The 18,004-nt window shown below is 63.7% G+C and carries 10 protein-coding genes; 5 read left to right on the top strand and 5 right to left on the bottom strand.

The window, feature by feature from the left end:
* Position 1 precedes the first annotated feature (1 nt).
* Genes FTO74_RS13630 through FTO74_RS13645 form a run of 4 tightly spaced genes read left to right on the top strand, consistent with a single transcriptional unit; the run spans position 2 to position 4,787 of the window.
* Positions 2 to 1,243, top strand: a complete 1,242-nt coding sequence (locus FTO74_RS13630; protein ID WP_162538635.1) for an allantoate amidohydrolase — start codon at positions 2 to 4, stop codon at positions 1,241 to 1,243.
* On the top strand, positions 1,236 to 2,015 hold the full coding sequence (allE, locus tag FTO74_RS13635; protein ID WP_162538636.1) for a (S)-ureidoglycine aminohydrolase: 780 nt from the start codon (positions 1,236 to 1,238) through the stop codon (positions 2,013 to 2,015). The genes FTO74_RS13630 and allE overlap by 8 nt, the downstream gene beginning before the upstream one ends.
* A gap of 15 nt (positions 2,016 to 2,030) precedes the next feature.
* Positions 2,031 to 3,284 carry a M20 family metallo-hydrolase gene (locus FTO74_RS13640; protein WP_162538637.1) on the top strand — a complete coding sequence of 418 codons (1,254 nt, stop codon included), beginning with the start codon at positions 2,031 to 2,033 and terminating at the stop codon, positions 3,282 to 3,284.
* A 60-nt stretch (positions 3,285 to 3,344) separates the two neighbouring features.
* Entirely contained in the window at positions 3,345 to 4,787 is a 1,443-nt protein-coding gene (locus FTO74_RS13645) for an NAD-dependent succinate-semialdehyde dehydrogenase (protein ID WP_162538638.1), read from the top strand.
* Positions 4,788 to 4,838: 51 nt separating this feature from the next.
* Here FTO74_RS13645 and FTO74_RS13650 read toward each other — a convergent pair whose 3' ends face one another.
* From FTO74_RS13650 to FTO74_RS13670, 5 genes are all read right to left on the bottom strand, one after another.
* On the bottom strand, positions 4,839 to 7,706 hold the full coding sequence (locus FTO74_RS13650; RefSeq protein WP_162538639.1) for a TonB-dependent receptor: 2,868 nt from the start codon (positions 7,704 to 7,706) through the stop codon (positions 4,839 to 4,841).
* 135 nt (positions 7,707 to 7,841) lie between these two features.
* Complete coding sequence (locus FTO74_RS13655) at positions 7,842 to 8,969, bottom strand: DUF5666 domain-containing protein (RefSeq protein WP_255462269.1); 1,128 nt, start codon at positions 8,967 to 8,969, stop codon at positions 7,842 to 7,844.
* Between the two features lie 297 nt (positions 8,970 to 9,266).
* On the bottom strand, positions 9,267 to 11,012 hold the full coding sequence (gene treZ, locus FTO74_RS13660) for a malto-oligosyltrehalose trehalohydrolase (RefSeq protein WP_162538640.1): 1,746 nt from the start codon (positions 11,010 to 11,012) through the stop codon (positions 9,267 to 9,269).
* 2 nt (positions 11,013 to 11,014) lie between these two features.
* Complete coding sequence (gene treY, locus FTO74_RS13665) at positions 11,015 to 13,666, bottom strand: malto-oligosyltrehalose synthase (RefSeq protein WP_162538641.1); 2,652 nt, start codon at positions 13,664 to 13,666, stop codon at positions 11,015 to 11,017.
* Between the two features lie 167 nt (positions 13,667 to 13,833).
* Positions 13,834 to 15,720 carry a glycoside hydrolase family 15 protein gene (locus tag FTO74_RS13670; protein WP_255462270.1) on the bottom strand — a complete coding sequence of 629 codons (1,887 nt, stop codon included), beginning with the start codon at positions 15,718 to 15,720 and terminating at the stop codon, positions 13,834 to 13,836.
* Positions 15,721 to 15,926: 206 nt separating this feature from the next.
* On the opposite strand from FTO74_RS13670, the gene FTO74_RS13675 reads away from it, so the two are divergent.
* Positions 15,927 to 17,969, top strand: coding sequence for an alpha-1,4-glucan--maltose-1-phosphate maltosyltransferase (locus tag FTO74_RS13675; protein WP_162538643.1), 2,043 nt, complete (start codon positions 15,927 to 15,929; stop codon positions 17,967 to 17,969).
* Positions 17,970 to 18,004: the final 35 nt, after the last annotated feature.

Consider the following 18,004-nt stretch of genomic DNA (forward strand, 5'->3'; position numbering starts at 1 on the left):
TATGACCCATGAGAACAAACTCGCCTTCGCAGCCCAGGCCGAGCAGATCATCGCCCGCTGCCGCGAGCTTGCGCGCATCACCGACGTCCCCGGCCAGACCAACCGCCAGTTCCTGACGCCCGCCACCCGCGAGGCCCACGCGCTGGTGCGGCGGTGGATGCTCGAGGCCGGGCTGCACGTCACCATCGACGCCGTGGGCAACCTGCACGCCATCCACCCCGGCACCGAGCACAAGCCGCGCCTCATCGTCGGCTCGCACCTCGACACCGTCGTCGACGCCGGAGCCTTCGACGGCCCGCTCGGCATCCTGATGGGCCTCTCGCTGATCGAGTCCGTCGACCCCGCCGAGCTCCCCTTCGCCATCGAGCTGATCGCCTTCTCGGAAGAAGAGGGCGTCCGCTTCCGCCACCCCTTCCTCGGCTCCCTCGCCCTCATCGGCGAGCCCGCCCCGCACACCCTCACCGACGCCGACGGCATCACGCTCGACGCCGCCATCGCCATCTTCGGCCACCAGCCCACCGCACCCGCCGCGCTCGCTCCCAGCGCCTTCGCCTACCTCGAGTTTCACATCGAGCAGGGCCCGGTCCTCGAAGCCGAGTCGCGCCCCCTCGCAGCCGTCAGCACCATCGCGGGCCAGAGCCGCCTGAGCCTTACCTTCCACGGCCGCGCCAACCACGCCGGAGCCACGCCCATGCGCCTGCGCCACGACGCCCTGGCCGCCACCGCCCACTGGATCACGCTGGTAGAGGCCCACGCCCTCGCGCAGCCGGGGCTGGTCGCCACCGTCGGTTCCATCGAAGCCAAGCCCGGCCTAGGCAACGTCATCCCCGGCCAGGTCACAGCGTCACTCGACCTGCGCCACGCCGACGACGCCGTGCGCCACGCCACGCTCGCAGTGCTCCTCGAAGCCGCCCAGCACGCAGCCACCCGGCGCGGCGTCACCTGCACCGTGCAGCCGCTGGTCGATCAACCCGCTGTCCCCATGCACCCGCACCTCATCCACCTGCTGGTCGAGGCCGCCCGCATCAGCGGCTTCGACGCCTCCCCCATCCCCAGCGGCGCGGGCCACGACGCCATGATCCTCGCCCGCCGCATCCCCGCAGCGATGCTCTTTCTCCGCACCCCCGGCGGCCTCAGCCACCATCCCGACGAGGCCGTCCACGCCGCCGATGTTGAAGCCGCCCTCATCACCGGAGTAGCCTTCCTGAATAGTCTTTCTCCCACTGAGGTCGCACATGCATAAGCTCGGCCACACCCGCAGCGTCAACTCACGCGACCACCTGCTGCACACGCCGGATACCTTCATCCGCATCCCGCTGCCGTCGCTCGAAGGCGGCGTCGCCATCGTCCACACCTCGCCCGCCGGGGGCGCGGGGTTCACCCAGTACACCGTCGAGATGGAGGCCGGAAGCCGTCTCGGGCCGACCTCCAACCAGCGATTCGTCTACCTGCTCGATGGCTCGGCGAAGATTGTGCTGCATCAGGTTACAAATGTCGAAGAGCCGGGATTCCAGGTAACTAAAAACGTTACACATGCTCTGACGCCCGGCAGCTACGCCTATCTGCCCGAAGATCTCGACGCCAGCCTGACCGCGCTCGAGCCTTCGCGCATCGCCATCCTCGAGAAGAGCTACGAGCCGCACCCCACCCTGCCTCCACCACCAGCCTTCTTCGGTCACGAGGCCGAAGCCCCCGCCTCAGCCCTGAACGGCGACCCCGACCTCGAGGTCCGCACCCTCCTGCCCGACTCGCCCGCACACGACTTCGCCGTCAACACCATGACCTACCAGCCCGGCGCGGCGCTCCCCATGGTCGAGGTCCACATCATGGAGCACGGCCTGCTGATGCTCGCGGGCGGCGGCATCTACCGGCTCGGCGACCAGTGGTATCCGGTCACGGCGGGCGACTTCATCTGGATGGCCCCCTACTGCCCGCAGTGGTTCGGAGCCATCGGCAAGCAGCCCGCGAAGTACCTCATCTACAAAGACTTCAACCGCCATCCGCTAAGCTGGTAGCGCCACGGAGCACCTATGCCTGACCTGCACATCGACGCCGCCCGCCTCCAATCCGAGCTGGACCACCTGGCGACCTTCACCCACGCCGAGCCGTCGCCGCTGGGCACCGCCGTCACCCGCGTCGTCTTCACGCCGGACGACCTCGCCGCCCGTGCCTGGCTCAAACGACTGGCCACCGAGGCGGGCCTGAGCATCCGCGAAGACGCCATCGGCAACACGTTTTTCCGCCTCGAAGGCACCGACCCCGCGCTGGCCCCGGTCGCCACCGGCTCTCACATCGACGCCATACCCCACGCAGGCATGTACGACGGCACCGTCGGCGTCCTCGGCGGACTGGCCGCGCTACGCGCCATCGCCGCCAGCGGCCACCGGCCCCGGCGTTCCATCGAGACCATCCTCTTGACCTCCGAGGAGCCGACGCGCTTCGGCATCGGTTGCCTGGGCAGCCGCGTCCTCTCGGGCGTCCTGCCGCCCGAGCAGGCCGACGCCCTCCTCGACGCCAGCGACCTGCCCCTGCACCAGGTCCGCACCGCCGCAGGCTTTCATGGTCCGCTCGAAACCGTCCGCATAGCCCCGCACCACTACTACTCCTTCCTCGAGCTGCACATCGAGCAGGGGGCCTTGCTCGAGCGCCACGCCGAACAGATCGGCATCGTCACCAGCATCGCCGCGCCCGCCGGATACCGCTTCGTCATCGAAGGCTTCGGCGGTCACGCGGGCGCGCTCCTGATGCCCGATCGCCACGACGCTCTCTGCGCCGCCGCCGAGCTGGTCTTATCCATTGAACGCCACGCACTGGCGACAGGCTCCATCGACACCGTGGCCACCGTGGGCACCTGCGACGTCCACCCCGGCGCGGTCAACTCCGTGCCCAGCCGCGTCGCGCTCCAGCTCGACATCCGCGACACCGACCCCGCCCGCCGCGAGTCGGTGATGCACGGCATCCGCGCCGATATCGCCTCCCTCCAAGACCGTCGCCGCGTCGAGATCACCGAGTCCCTGGTCAACGCGGACGAGCCCGCCACCTGCGCCCCCGACATCGTCTCCCTGCTCACCGATATTTGCTCCGAGCACGCCATCCCCGCGCGCAAGATGGTCAGCCGCGCCTACCACGACACGCTCTTCATGGCCCGGATCGCGCCCGTCGCCATGATCTTCATTCCCTGCCGAGCAGGCGTCAGCCACAAGCCGGACGAGTTCGCCACCACGGCGGATATCGCCCGGGGAACGCTGGTGCTGGCCGAAGCGCTGGCCCGATTGGCAGCGTAGCCGACAAGCCCTTACACTCAACACGACGAGACTCCACACCAGAAAAGTTGGTTTCGCGACATGGCCATCGCCTCCATCAATCCCGCCACCGGCAACTCTCTACGCACCTTCGAGCCACTCGGCGAAGAGGCGATCCGCGGCAAGATCGCCCTCGCCGCGCAGTCCTTCAAGAGCTACGGCGATATCTCGCTCGAACATCGCGCCCTGTGGATGCGGCGGCTGGCCGCGATCATGGAGGCCGAGGTCGAAGAGTTGGCCGCGCTGATTACCACCGAGATGGGCAAACCCCTGGCAACCGCGCGGCAGGAGATCCAGAAGTGCGCCTCCTGCTGCCGCTACTTCGCCGAGAACGCCTCGGAGATGCTGGCCGAGGAGCCCATCGAGATCGAGTCCGGCGACAGCTACCTGCGCTGGGACCCGCTCGGAGTGATCCTGGCCGTGATGCCGTGGAACTTCCCCTTCTGGCAGGTCTTCCGCTTCCTAGCGCCCGCCCTGATGGCCGGGAACGTGGGCCTGCTGAAGCACTCGTCCAATGTGCCGCAGTGTGCCCTGGCGATTGAGGCGCTGGTGCGGCGGGCCGGGTTTCCGCGCGGCACCTTCCAGACGCTGCTGATCGAATCCAAACAGGTCGAGATGGTGCTGGCCGACGAGCGCGTCGCCGCCGTCACCCTAACCGGCAGCGAGCCTGCGGGCCGCGCCGTCGCGGCCCAGGCCGGACAGCTTATCAAAAAGTCGGTGCTGGAACTGGGCGGCTCCGATCCGTTCATCGTAATGCCCTCGACGAACCTCGACCAGGCCGTCGCCACAGCGGTGAAGGCGCGTACGATCAACAACGGCCAGTCCTGCATCGCGGCCAAGCGCTTCATCGTTCACGAGGAGATCTACGACGAGTTCGAGAGGCGCTTTGTAGCAGGCATGGAGGCGCTGAAGATCGGCGACCCCATGCTCGAAGACACCCAGATCGGGCCGCTGGCGACGCCCTCCCTGGTTGACGAGTTGGAGAAGCAGGTGGAGGCAGCCGTGCTCGCCGGAGGCCGGATTCTAACCGGCGGCAAGCGGATAACGGGGGTGGGAAATTTCTTCGGGCCTACCGTGATCGCCGACGTACCGCGCTCGGCTTCCGTCTATCGCGATGAGTTCTTCGGGCCGGTGGCCATGCTCTTTCGCGCCAAAGACGTCTCCGAGGCCATCGAGATCGCCAACGATACACCCTTTGGACTGGCGGCTTCGGTGTGGACGAGGGATTACCTGGAGCAGCAGCACTTCGTCCGGACGCTTGAGTGCGGCGGCGTCTTCCTGAACGCGATGGTCTCCTCCGATCCCCGGCTTCCCTTCGGCGGCATCAAGCGCTCCGGCTACGGACGCGAGCTTGCGGCGATGGGGATGAAGGAGTTTCTGAACGCCAAGACCGTAATGATCGCGAAGCCGGAGCCGTTCGACCGCAGCGAGTTCAGCCGCGCGCTGGACGAGGCGCTGATACTTCCTCCGCCAACCCGGCAGTAAAACAAAAGCTCCCTCGAAGCAATCTTCGAGGGAGCTTTTTTACGTAGTTCGCTAGAACGTAAAGGAGGCCTGCAGCAGGACGCGGCGTACCGCCGAGTTCGTGGTGAAGATGTTGCCCGCAAGCTGGTTGGCCACGCCGAACTTGGGCGACGTGAAGGCTCCCACCGACGAGCCTCGATCGACAACGTTGAAGATGTTCGATCCCTGTGCCCCGATGGTCAGGTTGTAGCGTCGTCCGGTGTTGGTTCCACCGCCGCCGCCGGGGCCGCCCGGACCACGTCCGCCGCCGCCACGGGGACCGCCCTGCATCATCCCGGCACGGCGTCCGCCGCCGCCACCGCCACTCCCTTGCGGAGGACCGGTGCGAGGGCCGAAGCCGAAGGTCTTGGTCAGACGCAGATTCATGGTGAAGTTGGCCGGGCCGGAGCAGAGGTTGGGACCGACCTCGGTATAGTTCGTGCCGGTCGGCGCGATGAAAGTGCCGCAGCCGGGGATCGTCTTCGAGCCGGGGGTTCCGGCAGCGGCAAAAGCCACTCGGTCGTTGATGACGCTGTCGAGGTTGTTATCGGTGCCGGTCGTCAGGTTGAAGGGCGTTCCCGAGTTCGCCACCATGAAGGGTGACGCCGCGATACCGTATTTGAACGCAAGGTTTCCGGCCACGAAGAGACGGTTGCGCACATCGTAAGCGGCGCGTCCGTAATCGGCTCCCAGGTCGCCGGGGTGCGTGGCGAAGGAGGAGATGCCGCCCGTGTTGGCGTTGGCGAAGCTGAGGCTATAGAAGCCAAAGAGCGAGAAGTTCCGGTTGGGCCGGTAGTTCACATTCACGATCAACTGGTTCTGGCGGAAGGCACCCTCGGACTGGTACTGGTACTGGATGGGACCGGTAAGAGTAGGCCCGCCGTTCTGGACGAAGGTCGTGTTCTCGCTGTTGAACTGATGAACGCCGCGCGCGTTTAGGTAGTTGACCGAGACCGTCGCCCCCCCCATGATCTGCTGATCGACGCCGATAGCGGTCTGCATGGTGTACGGCGCATGCATGCTCTTCGATAGCTGATAGCTGGTGGTCTGGCCGCCAATAGGACAGGCCACTGGATTGGCCGGGGTACAGGCCGAGGTCAGCACATCCCCCTGGATTACGTATTGCGTGATCGTAGGCTGGCGGATGAGAGACGCCTGGTTGGAAATCATAAAACGGTCATAGAAGATGCCGAAGCCGCCGCGCAGGACCGTCTTGGGCGAAGTACCCTTGCCCAGGCCATAGGCGAAGGAGACGCGCGGAGCGAAGTCCTTGTGGTCGGGGATGTAATTCTGGGTTTCGTAGCGGATGCCGTAGCTGATGGTGAGATTCGGCTTGAGCTTCCAGTCGTCCTCGGCGTAGAGGCCCAGATCTGTCGTGCGTAGCTGGATGGTCGGCGTGGTGATCTGGGTGACTGTGTACTGGTTGGGCGTGTTTTTTGTATAGGCGTCAATACTCGCGTAGGAGAACGTTCCGTTTACGCCAGAGGTAGAGGTATTGGTCTCACCGGTGGTGCGCAAACGTCCGCCGAAACGGATGAAGTTCTTCTTAAGCTGGATGGAGGTGTAGTTCTGTACCTCGATGTGCTGGTCCAGAACGCTGGAGAGGCCGGTGGTCGCGCCGCCGCCCTCGAACGCACCCGCCACATTGAGGCTGGGGTCTGTGCTGAACGGGGTCTGCGTGGAAGGGGTGCGCTGGTACTCGAAGCGGGTCTCGTTGATGATGCGCTGACTGACGATCTGGGTATCGCTCATCTGCAGCGTTACCTCGGAGCTGTCGCTGGTGGTAGCGACGGAGGCGAGGTCGCCCGAGCCGGGGCCCTGGTTGGGGATGTGGTTCGAGGTGTACTGGAAGCGCGTGGTCAGGGTGTTCTTCTCGCCGAGCGCCAGGTCGATGCGGGGCGTAATATCCCAACGAAGTTGAGGTACAAGCAGCGCCTGGGTAAAGCTGTTGGTGATGGCGCAGTTCGCGGAGGGGTCTGTGGGCAGGCAGACCGTGCCGGGGCTGGCGATCTGCGAGTAGAGCGCCGTCGGGTTGATGACGGTGTTGTCCTGGATGGTGCGGCGCGAGCCGCCCAGCGTGAACGAGGCCCAGTGGTTCAGCGGGCCGGTCACGTTTCCGAAGAAGAAGAGCGTGTGATACGGCGGAATGACCGCGTCAGGCCCCAGCAGCGGGTTGCCGGTGTTGAAGTTGTTGTCGTAGCCGTTCAACTGGAAGTTGCCGTGGAACTTGTCCGTTCCCGGCTTGGTGAAGACCTCGACGCGGCCGTAGCCCAGGCGGTCGTACTGCGCGGAGAAGGGGTTCTGATTGATGCGGATCTCGCGGATGGACGACTTGGGCGGAAGCTGGCCGCCGGTGAAGCCGTCAATGTAGATCTGGCCGCCGTTCGGTCCCACGGCGGGCCCGGCGAGCGCCGAAAGCTCGCTCGAAAGCTCGTCAGGGTCGTCCGAGAGGGCTTCCAGGTCGTCGCCCTTGAGCACCGTGGCGCTGGCGTTCGAATCGGCATCGACGCTGACGGTGTTGTCGCTGGCGGTCACCTGGACCTGCTGGACTTCGTTCTCGAGCGCCATCTTGGCGTTGAGGGTCAGGGCCTGTCCGGCGGTGAGCTTGACGGCCTGCCGTATAAAGGGCGAGAAGCCCTGCATGACGACGGTGAACGAGTAGGTACCCGGCGCGACCTTGGTGCTGTAGGTGCCGTCGCTGCCCGACTTGACCACGGCCGCCGGCTTGCCGCCGGGCAGGCTGAGGGTGATGGTGGCTCCGGGGACGAGGTCGCTATCCGGGTCGACGACGGTGCCGCTGACGGTGGCGGAGGCTCCCTGGGCCAATACGAGGCTAGGGTTCAGAAGCAGCAGGCAGAATAAGCCTAAAAACAACACTTTGGTCATGCGAAGAAGCATCATTACTCTGAATCTCCAAAAAAAATCTGCAATGAAAACAATCAGGCCCGTCGTCGGGGCAGGTAAGGCGCACTACAGGCGTAGCTCTCGGAAACCCGGAGCACGCTCCTGAAGCTACAGTGAAGATCTACATCAAACTTACAGACCGCCGCCCTCGGGGCTGCCACCGCCAACGCTCCACGGAGAGAGCGTCATGGGTGCGGCTCCGCTGGGGGTTGCAGAGAGGATGGGTTCGACGCCGCTGAGCAGGGTGACCGCGGTAAAAGTTCCGGTCTGGCTGGCAGAGGCGACGATCATGACCGCGTCGCCGGACTTGAGGCCGGCGAGGGTCTGGGCTGGGAGGCGGGCAAGCATCTGAGAGAGGTCTCCACCGGCAGAGCGGCGGGGACCGGGAGCATCGGAGCCTGAAGCAGAGGCCGGGGCAGCCGCAGCAGGCGTCTCGCCCTTGGCCCGGGCGGCAAACCTCGCGGCAACCTCGGCAGGCAGCGCGCGAAGATCGGAGTTGGTAGTCACCGAGACCTTAACGGTCTGCTTGGTGGCCAGGTCCTTCAGGGTGATGGAGCCGGAACCGGCATCAATGGCGGTGATGATTCCGGAGAGGTTGCGGAAGGAGCCGCTGACGATCTCGATAGCGCTCAGCGAGGTGCCGTCCTCCGATTTAGGACCGCGCACCGAGAGCTGGTCGCCGACGTGGATCTGGTCGAGCGTGCTGGGCCTCGCATCGTTGAACTTGACCGAGTCACCGGCGTAGCGGCGGAAGGTGGTCGTAGAGGTAGCCTGGACGATGACCTTGCGAGGTCCAGCCGTGACCGTAATAGCCGCGCCGCCGCTGTCAGGCGCGATGGCGCTGACGATGCCGCTCATCCCCTGCCGCTTCCACTCGTCCTGCTCGCTGGCGTGCTTCTCGGCGATGGCGGTGGACTTCATCAGGACGACGCGGGTGGCGGTCAGGGTGTCGCTGGTGTCGCCGGGCTTACCGGCGGCCAGGACGCGGTCGCCCACCGCGATATCGGTCAGCACGACGGGCGTGGCCGTCTTCAGGTCGGTGCTGCCGGGGGCGAGCTGCAGCACCTTGGCTCCATCCGCGACGGTAACGGTCATAGTCTTGCCGGTGTCAGTCGAAAGGGTCAGAACGGACCCGGCGATCGCGGTCACGGTTCCAAGCTGGCGCGCGGAGGCAGCAGCGGCTGCCGGTGCCGCGGGAGCCTGGGCTAAACCGTAGGGCACAACCGATACACAGGAAACGACAATGGCAAACGCGGCCATAGCCAGAAAGCCTGCTCCCTGAACCCCCACTCTGGGCTGGCATACAGGCTGGCCTGTCATCTTCCGGTTTGTCATCAAACTAAACATTTTTCTCTCAAATGATCCGTAAAAATAGATCCGCAGTCCGGGTCCAACTGCATCTTCCACAACACAGATCGGCGACTTTGGCTCAACAGCCTTTGCTATCGGCTCAAAGCTATGAAGGGTCTGTAAAGAATACGGTCGATATTGGAAAAAGTTTCCCTTTCAATAGAAGTATTTACTGGATTCGTGTTGGCAAATACTCTTAACCTTCCCTTAAGCTTCCTCCGCCGAAAGAAGCACGAAGCCGGAGGGCGGAACCGTGACGCTGCCCCCCACAAACTCCGTCGCTTCTTTCGACGTGAGTAGGAGCCGGAATGTCTCGCCGCACGGCAAGAGAATCGCTTCGTCGCCTAGATTACAGATGGCCGTGACCAACCCTCGATCCATCCGGAGCCAGCGTTTTTTCTCGTCGAAGGTGACGTGGAGATGGCCTCGGTCGCCGTCGTTCAGAGAGGGTGAAGACCGGCGGATATGGACCAACATGCGGAACCACTCCAGCATCTGCCGGTGCTCGCCCTGCCCTACCTCGTTCCAGTTGAGCTTGGAGTCGGTGAAGGTAGCGGGCTTCTCCGGGTCGGGGATCTGGTCCTCGTCCCAGCCGAAGGCGGCGAACTCGCGCTTGCGCCCCGCCGAGACCAGACGAGCCATCTCGGGGTCGTCATGGTCGGCAAAGTAGAGGAAGGGGGTGGAGGCGGCGAACTCCTCGCCCATGAAGATCATGGGAACGAAGGGCGCGGTGAGGACCAGACCCGCCGCCGCCATCGCCCGTTCCAGGCCGACGATGTGGCCAAGCCGGTCGCCGGTGGCGCGGTTGCCCACCTGATCGTGATTCTGGATGTAACCGAGGAACCGATGCGCGGAGAGTCCGTCCACGGGACGGCCGTGCCTGCGCCCGCGATAGCCCGAGTAGATGCCGTCGTAGACGAAGACCTCCTTCAGGCTCTTGGCCAGGTGCTCGACCGCGCCGAAGTCGTCGTAGTAGCCCTGTCCCTTGGTGTTCACGTGCAACAGACTGAAGAGCGCGTGGTGAAAGTCGTCACTCCACTGCGCGTCCATGCCGTAGCCACCGGCCTCGCGCGGACGGACGATCCGGGGATCGTTCAGGTCGCTCTCGGCAATGAGAATCAGGTGTCGGCCCAGCGTGGTGGAGAGCGCTTCGACCTCGGCCGAGAGCTGCTCCATGAAGTGAACCGCGCTGCGGTCCACGAACTCGTGCACGGCATCCAGCCGCAGGCCGTCGATGTGGAAGTCACGCAGCCACATCAGCGCGTTGTCGATGAAGAAGCGCCGCACCTCGTCCGAGCCTGTGTCCTCGAAGTTGATGGCATCTCCCCACGGAGTGTGGTGCCTGCCGGTGGTGTAATGGCCGAACTTGCCGGTGTAGTTTCCGACCGGGCCGAAGTGGTTGTAGACCACGTCGAGGATGACGCCGAGGTCGCGATCGTGGCAGGCATCCACAAATCGCTTAAGACCATCAGGCCCGCCATAAGCCTCGTGAACCGCGAAGATCGCAACGCCGTCGTAGCCCCAGCCGCGATCGCCCGCGAAGGAGGCCACAGGCATGATCTCGACGTGCGTGATACCGAGATCGCGGAGATAATCGAGCTTTCCTATAGCCGCGTCGAAGGTGCCTTCGGACGTGAAGGTGCCGAGGTGCAGCTCATAGAGAACGGAACTGCCGAGCGGCGGTCCCTGCCAATTGGGATGCTTCCACGGGTATGCGCCTTGGTCATAGAGCATCGATGGGCCATGCACACCGCGGCGCTGGCGTAGGCTGCGCGGATCAGGATAAGGCGTCGGGTCGTCATCGACGAGAAAGGCATAGCCGCTGCCGGGACCGGCCTTCGCTGTGGCTCTCCACCAACCCCGCTCATCCGGGCCAATCATGACAACCGCATCTTCGCCGAGCTTGACCGCAAGCTTCTTCACTCGCGGAGCCCAGACCGTAAACTCGTGCATGACTATGCTCCCTCCCGCGTGAGAAGAGCCACGGGAAACTCCTTCAATAGATCTTCGACCGGAACCACGCCGCCGTGAAAGACCGCTTCAGTCAACCGATTTCTCCATTTGCCCTTGGGTATAGAGACAGCAGTCTTCTCCCACTTGCCCGCAAGCGTAGTGGTCAGCCGCGGAGCAACCGTGAGGACGGCATCGGCGCGAAGATAGGCAATGACATGAGGCTGTTTTGAACCTGTAACCGTTACAGGCACATATTCAGCACCTTCGCCGAACCACTCCGGATGCTGCCTGCGCAGCCACAGCGCATGGTGAATCACGAACATCTTCGGCATCCCCTCATCCATCCGGGTCAGCACCTCGGCGGGCTTCAGATGCTTCAACTCCGCAAGCACACGGCGGCGTTCCTCGTAGTCCACAGGACGGCGATTGTCCGGATCTACCAGCGAGAGATCCCACAGCTCCGCGCCTTGGTAGAGATCGGGCACTCCGGGCGCTGTGTGCTTGAGCAGCGTCTGCGTCAGCGAGTTGATGCGGCCCGCCACAAGGATGCGCTGCACGAAACGCTCCACCTCTGCGCAGAACTTCTCATCGGCGAGCGTCTGCTCGATGAAGCTGTTCAGCGCATCCTCGTAGGCCTTGTTGTTCGCAACCCACGATGTCTGCTGCTTGGCCTCGCGCATGGCCTTCATCATGTAAGCCTTAGCTCGCTCCGCGTCCAGCGGCCACGCGCCGATCAGCGTCTGGTAGTAGAAGTACTCGGTGTTGCGGTCGAGCACATCGCCGCTACGATAGCCCGCGTTGCGCCCCGCCCAGCGCACGACAGCCTCACCAAACTCGGCGGGGATCTCGGTGAGCACAGCCAGCCGCGCACGCACATCGTCGCTGCGCTTGGTGTCATGCGTGGAGAGCGTCGTCATCGTGCGCGGATGCGTCTCCTGCATCTTCTGCTGGAAGGCGTGAAACTCCTCCACGCTAAGACCGCCGCGCGCCGGATCGCCGCCGACTTCGCACACCGACGTCAGCCGGTTGAAGCAGTAGAAAGCCGTGTCCTCAACCCCCTTCGCCATCACCGGCGAGGTGAACTGCTGGAAGCGCAGCACGAACTCGCTCTCCAGACGGCCACGCACTTGCAGCGTCAGCACATCGTGCATGAAGTCGAAGAGGCCGTCATCAATATCGGTGCGGCGTTCCTTGGCGCAGTCGATGGCCTGTGTGATGTAACAGCGATCCTCATCGGTAATCTCTTCGCGCTGCGGCACCACGTACGTGCGGTAGATGGAGAAGCAGGCCCCAATCTCGCGAATGGCGCGGCGCATCTCGGCACGCGTGTAATCGCGCTGATTGCGGTTGCTCTCGCATATCTCGACGAAGAGCGAGGTCAGGCGATTGACGTCGCTGCCCAGCGCCTCCTGCTCCACGTTGATCTTCTTCTCGCGGGCTATTGCATGGAAGTCGGTTGGCTGGCCGGTGAACTCGGCGTAGATGCGCGTCAGCTCTTCAAGTCCCGTCTGGTGCAGCAGCAAGCCACCCACGACGTTGAGGAAGTCGTAGCCAGTGGTGCCTTCGATGGGCCACTCCTGCCGCATGAACTCGCCAGGCTCAAGGATCTTCTCGCCGATGATCCAGGCCTCGGGTGCGGCCTCGCGCAGACGCTTGAAGTACTCGAGCGGATCGCGCAGGCCATCGGGATGATCGACGCGCACGCCATCGAGCACGCCACGCCGAAGCCAATCGAGCACAAGAGCATGAGTCTCTTCAAAGACGTGCTCGCGCTCCATGCGCAGACCGATGAGATTGTTGACGTCGAAGAAGCGGCGATAGCCAAGCTGCTGATCGGCGGTCTTCCAATATGCAAGCCGATAGTTCTGCTGATTCAGAAAATCGTCGAGCGCGTCAAGATTCTTGTTCAGCTCGCGCAGCGCATGGTCGATGGCCTTGCAGACGCTTACCTCCTCAGAGCAGAGCCGCTCAAGCAGCTTGAGCAGAACACCCTTATCGCGATGCCGCACCAGCACGGCGCGGCGATCACCGTAGTCAGGCACCGGCAGACGACTGAAAGATGCGGAAAGAAAACTGAGCGTGTCCGAACGCGAGTAGTCAGCAGCGCGATTCAAAAAAACAGGAAATGACGAAGGATTGATGGGCAGCGTCTGCCCCGCGCACTCGACCAGAAACGCGCCGCCGGAGCGCGCGGCCTTGATGCCTCCCTGCTCCAGCACGCGGCCGTACTGATCGGCCAGCACCGGCACCAGCACCTTGTTGCGCAGACGCTCCTCCTGCGGCTGCCAGTCGATGTCGAAGAAAGACGCATAGCGGCTGGAGCTGCCGTTCTCGAGCACGTCCCACCAGTAGCGGTTCTCGCGGCCCAGCGCCATGTGGTTGGGCACGATATCGAGCACCTGCCCCATCCCCCTTTCGCTGAAGGCCTGCACAAAACGCTGATGCGCGATCTCGCCGCCCAGCTCTGCGTTCACGCGCTGATGATCCACGACATCATAGCCGTGCATACTGCCCGGCGCTGCTTGCAGATAGGGCGAGCTATAGACATGCGAGACCCCGAGGTCCCACAGGTACTCCGCCACCGCCGCCGCATCGTCGAAGGTGAAGTCGCGATGCAACTGCAGGCGATAGGTCGAGCTGGGCACACGAATCATAAGGTCCAATCGACACACGAGGTGCAAGGCACAAGGGGCCGGGCGCGAACCCGGGGACAGAGTAGCTCAGTCCCTGTTTAGTTGCGCGGGCAACGGGTGAGGTTGCACCTCGGCACGGCCCGCAGAGGCCGCACGAGATAAGTCCATTCCTTGCCGTCCGCCTGCTGTTATCTATCCTCCGTGTTCGGGCCGGGCTTCCATACTCCAGCGATGGTAAGCGCCGCATAGACCATTGTGAGGTGCGATAGGGCCTGGGGAAAGTTGCCAACCATGCGCTTACCTGGAACGTCGTACTCCTCGCTGAGCAGGCCCACATCGTTGCGCAGCGCCAGCAGCTTTTCAAAGAGCCGCGTCGCGTCCTCCTTGCGGCCTATCAGCCAGAGGCAGGTCACCATCCAGAAGCTGCACGCCAGAAAAACTCCCTCGCCCGGCGGCAGTCCATCCTTCGAGGTGTGCGTGTTGTAGCGCAGCACAAAGCCGTCGCGCATCAGGTGCTTCTCAATGGCCTCGATGGTGCCGACGATGCGCGGATCGTCCATCGGCAGAAAGCCCACCAGCCCGATCCGCAGACAAGAAGCGTCAAGCTCCTTCGAGCCATAGCTTTGCGTGAAGCTGTTGAGCTTCTTATTGAAGCCCTTCTCAAGAATCTGCTTATGCAGCATGTCGCGATTCTTGCGCCAGCGTTTGATATCGCCGCCGCCATCGTAGCGCTCATAGTTTTTGATGGCGCGGTCGAGTGCGACCCAGGCCATCACCTTGGAGTGGACGAAGTGCTTGCGGCCTCCGCGCGTCTCCCAGATGCCCTCGTCCGGCTCCACCCAAACCCTGCAAAGATGGTCGATGATATTAGCTTGCAGAGCAGTAGAAGAAACTCGTATACCATCCTCAGCAAGCGGCATCTGCTCCAGCGCCGAGGCGACCTCCCCGAAAACATCGAGCTGAAACTGGTTGGCAGCGGCGTTGCCGATACGCACCGGCCGCGAGCCTTCATAGCCCGGCAGCCAGTCGGCCTCCCACTCCACCAGTTGGCGCTCGCCGTTGATGCCGTAGATGGTCTGCATCTGGTCCGGCGCTCCGGCCACCGTGCGCAGCAGCCAGCGCCGCCAGGCCGCAGCTTCTTCCTGGTAGCCGGCGCGTAGCAGCGTCATCAGCGTAAAGGCTGTATCGCGCGGCCAGCAGTAGCGATAGTCCCAGTTGCGCGCGCCGCCGATCTTCTCCGGCAGGCCCGCCGTGACCGCCGCGACGATGCCGCCCGAGGGCCGATAGGTCATGGCCTTCAGCATCATCAGCGAACGCGCGACGTCCTCCTCATAAGGCCCGCGATAGGTATTGCGGCCGCGCCACTCCTGCCAGAAGAGCGTGGTGTCGGCCAGCGCGTCCTTAGCCTTGAAGATCTCGGGCATGGGCGAGTCGTGGCCTTGATTGTCCTGCGAGGACGCATAGGTCAGGATGAAGGACTCGGAGTGGCCGGGCTTCACGGTGAACTCGCTCACCGTGGTCATGCCCTCGCCCTTGATCCGCGTGCCGCAGCGCAGCACCACCATGTCCGGTCCGGCGATGGCGCGCACTCCGCCTTCGATGCTCGTCACCCAGGGGATTGTGCGCCCGTAGTCGAAGCGGATGGCGAGGTCCATGCGCATCTTCACGCGGCCGCGTATGCCTTCAACGATGCGCACGATGCTCGAGCACTTGCTCCGCGGCGGCATAAAGTCGGTGATGCGGACCTCGCCGCCCGCGGTAACGAAGGTGCTCTCAAGGATCAGGGTCTGGCCTGCATACTGGCGGCGACACTCGCGTACCTTGCCCTCGGGGGCGATCTTCCAGAAACCATGATCGGCGGTGCCGAGCAGCGCAGTAAAGCAGGCTCCGCTCGAGAACGACGGCCAGCAGAGCCAGTCGATGGAGCCGTTGCGCGAGACCAAAGCTGCCGTCTCGCAGTCGCCGATCAACGCGTAGTCCTCGATGCGCGATCCATGCAGCGGGAGCTTCTTTTCCTTCGCCGTATCCTTCTCGGGCTTCTTCTCTACCTTCTTCACCGGCTTCTTCTCAGGCACGCAATCCTCCGTCTCAGTTCTGATGCTTCCTGTTCTCGTTCCGTTCACAAACCCAGAATTAGTTAGACTCATCGAAGGGCGCTGTCGGCCCTTTTGCTGCTGCAAGTAACCCCGGCTGCGATTCTCTGCATCTCTCTCACTATGGCGCTCACCCCTCTGCCCCGAGTCTCCACCCAAGCGAAGTTTGCAACTGAAAGATGGATGTCATGAAGCCTTCTCATGGTCGTAATCGCGTTGTCATCGAAGAGATCACACCCCAGGTAGATGGCGGCCGCTACCCCGCCTGCCGCATCGTCGGCGACCAGGTCGTCGTCACCGCAGCCATCTTCGCCGATGGCCACGATCACGTGGCTGCGCGGCTCGAGTATCGCCGCAGCTCCGAGAAGAAGTGGCGCACGGTGCCTATGACCGCACTAGGCAACGATCTGTGGACGGCATCGTTCCCCGTGGACCAGCCGGGGATGTGGACGTTTACCGTGCAGGGCTGGATCGATCACTTCGACACCTGGGCCAGCGACCTGAAGAAGCGTCTGGCCGCGCAGCCCGATCCGCAGCACCCCGATCCCAACGCCGTGCCGCAGGATATCCCGCTGGCGCTACGCTCGGGCGCGATCCTGGTGAAGGAAGCAGCCGGACGCGCACGCAGTGCCGATGCCAAACAGCTTCAGAAACTGGCGGACACACTCACCGCGCTGGCCGACAAGAACGCCGCGTTCTATGAATATCCGTTGAGCGACAGCCAGCACGCCCTGATGGCGCGTTATCCGGACCTGAGCAACGCCACTCGCTACGAGCCGGAGTTGACGCTCTGGGTCAACCGCGAGCGCGCCCGCTTCTCCGCGTGGTACGAGCTGTTTCCGCGCTCCATGTCTCCGGTTCCGGGCCAGCATGGCACGTTTGCCGACGTGGAGAAACAACTCCCCGAGATCGCCGCGATGGGCTTCGACATCCTGTACATGCCACCGATTCATCCCATCGGCAACGCCTTCCGCAAGGGTCCGAACAACTCCACCACCGCCCAACCCGGAGACCTCGGCAGCCCGTGGGCTATCGGAGACAAGTCCGTCGCCACCAAGCAGAAGGACGATAACGGCGGCCACAAATCCATCCATCCGGCGCTCGGCACCCTCGCCGACTTCGACCATCTGGTGGCCGCAGCTACGTCTCACCATCTTGAATTGGCGCTCGACATCGCCTTCCAGTGCTCGCCCGACCACCCCTGGGTCACCGAGCATCCGAGCTGGTTCATCACGCGGCCCGACGGCAGCATCCAGTACGCCGAGAATCCGCCGAAGAAGTACCAGGACATCTACCCGCTGAACTTCGAGTCACCCGACTGGCGCGGCCTGTGGGACGAGCTGTACTCGGTCTTCGAGTTCTGGATCAAGCGCGGCGTACACGTCTTCCGAGTCGATAACCCGCACACCAAGGCGCTGCCCTTCTGGGAGTGGTGCCTCGGCGCGCTGCGCGAGAAGTACCCCGACACCATCTTCCTGGCCGAAGCCTTCACGCGCCCGCATGTCATGTACTCACTGGCCAAGGGCGGCTTCACCCAGTCCTACACCTACTTCACCTGGCGCACGAGCAGGCCGGAACTGGAGAGCTACCTCGAAGAGATCACGCGCCCTCCGGTGAGCAACTTCTTCCAGCCGAACTTCTGGCCCAACACGCCGGACATCCTGCACAAGTCGCTACAGGACGGAGGCCGCCCCGCCTTCATGCAGCGCCTCATCCTAGCTGCGACCCTGACGGCCAACTTCGGCATCTATGGCCCGGCCTACGAACTGGGCGAGAACATCCCGGCCAAGCCCGCACCCGGCAGAACCGAGTCCGAAGAGTATATGGACAGCGAGAAGTACCAGATCCGCCAGCGCGACCGCAACGTCCCCGGCTCGCTGGTGCCGCTCATCACCACGCTCAACCGCATCCGCCGCGCCAACCCGGCGCTGCAATCGAACGGCTCCCTGCACTTCCATCCGGCCGATAACCCCAACCTGCTCTGCTACTCGAAGACGACGCCGGGGTTCGAGAACACGATCCTCGTCGCGGTCAACCTCGACCCCTTCAACGAGCAGGCCGGCTGGATCGACCTCGACCTGCGGCAGCTCGGAATCCCCTACAACCAGAACTTCATCGTCGAAGACCTGCTGACCGGCACCAGCTACACCTGGCACGACCGCAGCAACTTCGTAGCCCTGCGCCCCGAAGCCCAACCCGCCCACGTCTTCCTCATCCACCGGCTCACCTGATACAAATTGCGCATCACAATAGGCTCGGAGACAAA

Source organism: Granulicella sp. WH15 (genome assembly GCF_009914315.1).
GTDB lineage: Bacteria > Acidobacteriota > Terriglobia > Terriglobales > Acidobacteriaceae > Edaphobacter.

Bases quoted from the DNA above. Each gene is read 5' to 3' on its own strand.
- FTO74_RS13650 (WP_162538639.1), bottom strand. From the start codon at position 7,706: ATGATGCTTCTTCGCATGACCAAAGTGTTGTTTTTAGGCTTATTCTGC.
- FTO74_RS13655 (WP_255462269.1), bottom strand. From the start codon at position 8,969: ATGGCCGCGTTTGCCATTGTCGTTTCCTGTGTATCGGTTGTGCCCTAC.
- FTO74_RS13645 (WP_162538638.1), top strand. From the start codon at position 3,345: ATGGCCATCGCCTCCATCAATCCCGCCACCGGCAACTCTCTACGCACC.
- treZ (WP_162538640.1), bottom strand. From the start codon at position 11,012: ATGCACGAGTTTACGGTCTGGGCTCCGCGAGTGAAGAAGCTTGCGGTC.
- FTO74_RS13675 (WP_162538643.1), top strand. From the start codon at position 15,927: ATGAAGCCTTCTCATGGTCGTAATCGCGTTGTCATCGAAGAGATCACA.
- FTO74_RS13640 (WP_162538637.1), top strand. From the start codon at position 2,031: ATGCCTGACCTGCACATCGACGCCGCCCGCCTCCAATCCGAGCTGGAC.
- treY (WP_162538641.1), bottom strand. From the start codon at position 13,666: ATGATTCGTGTGCCCAGCTCGACCTATCGCCTGCAGTTGCATCGCGAC.
- allE (WP_162538636.1), top strand. From the start codon at position 1,236: ATGCATAAGCTCGGCCACACCCGCAGCGTCAACTCACGCGACCACCTG.
- FTO74_RS13630 (WP_162538635.1), top strand. From the start codon at position 2: ATGACCCATGAGAACAAACTCGCCTTCGCAGCCCAGGCCGAGCAGATC.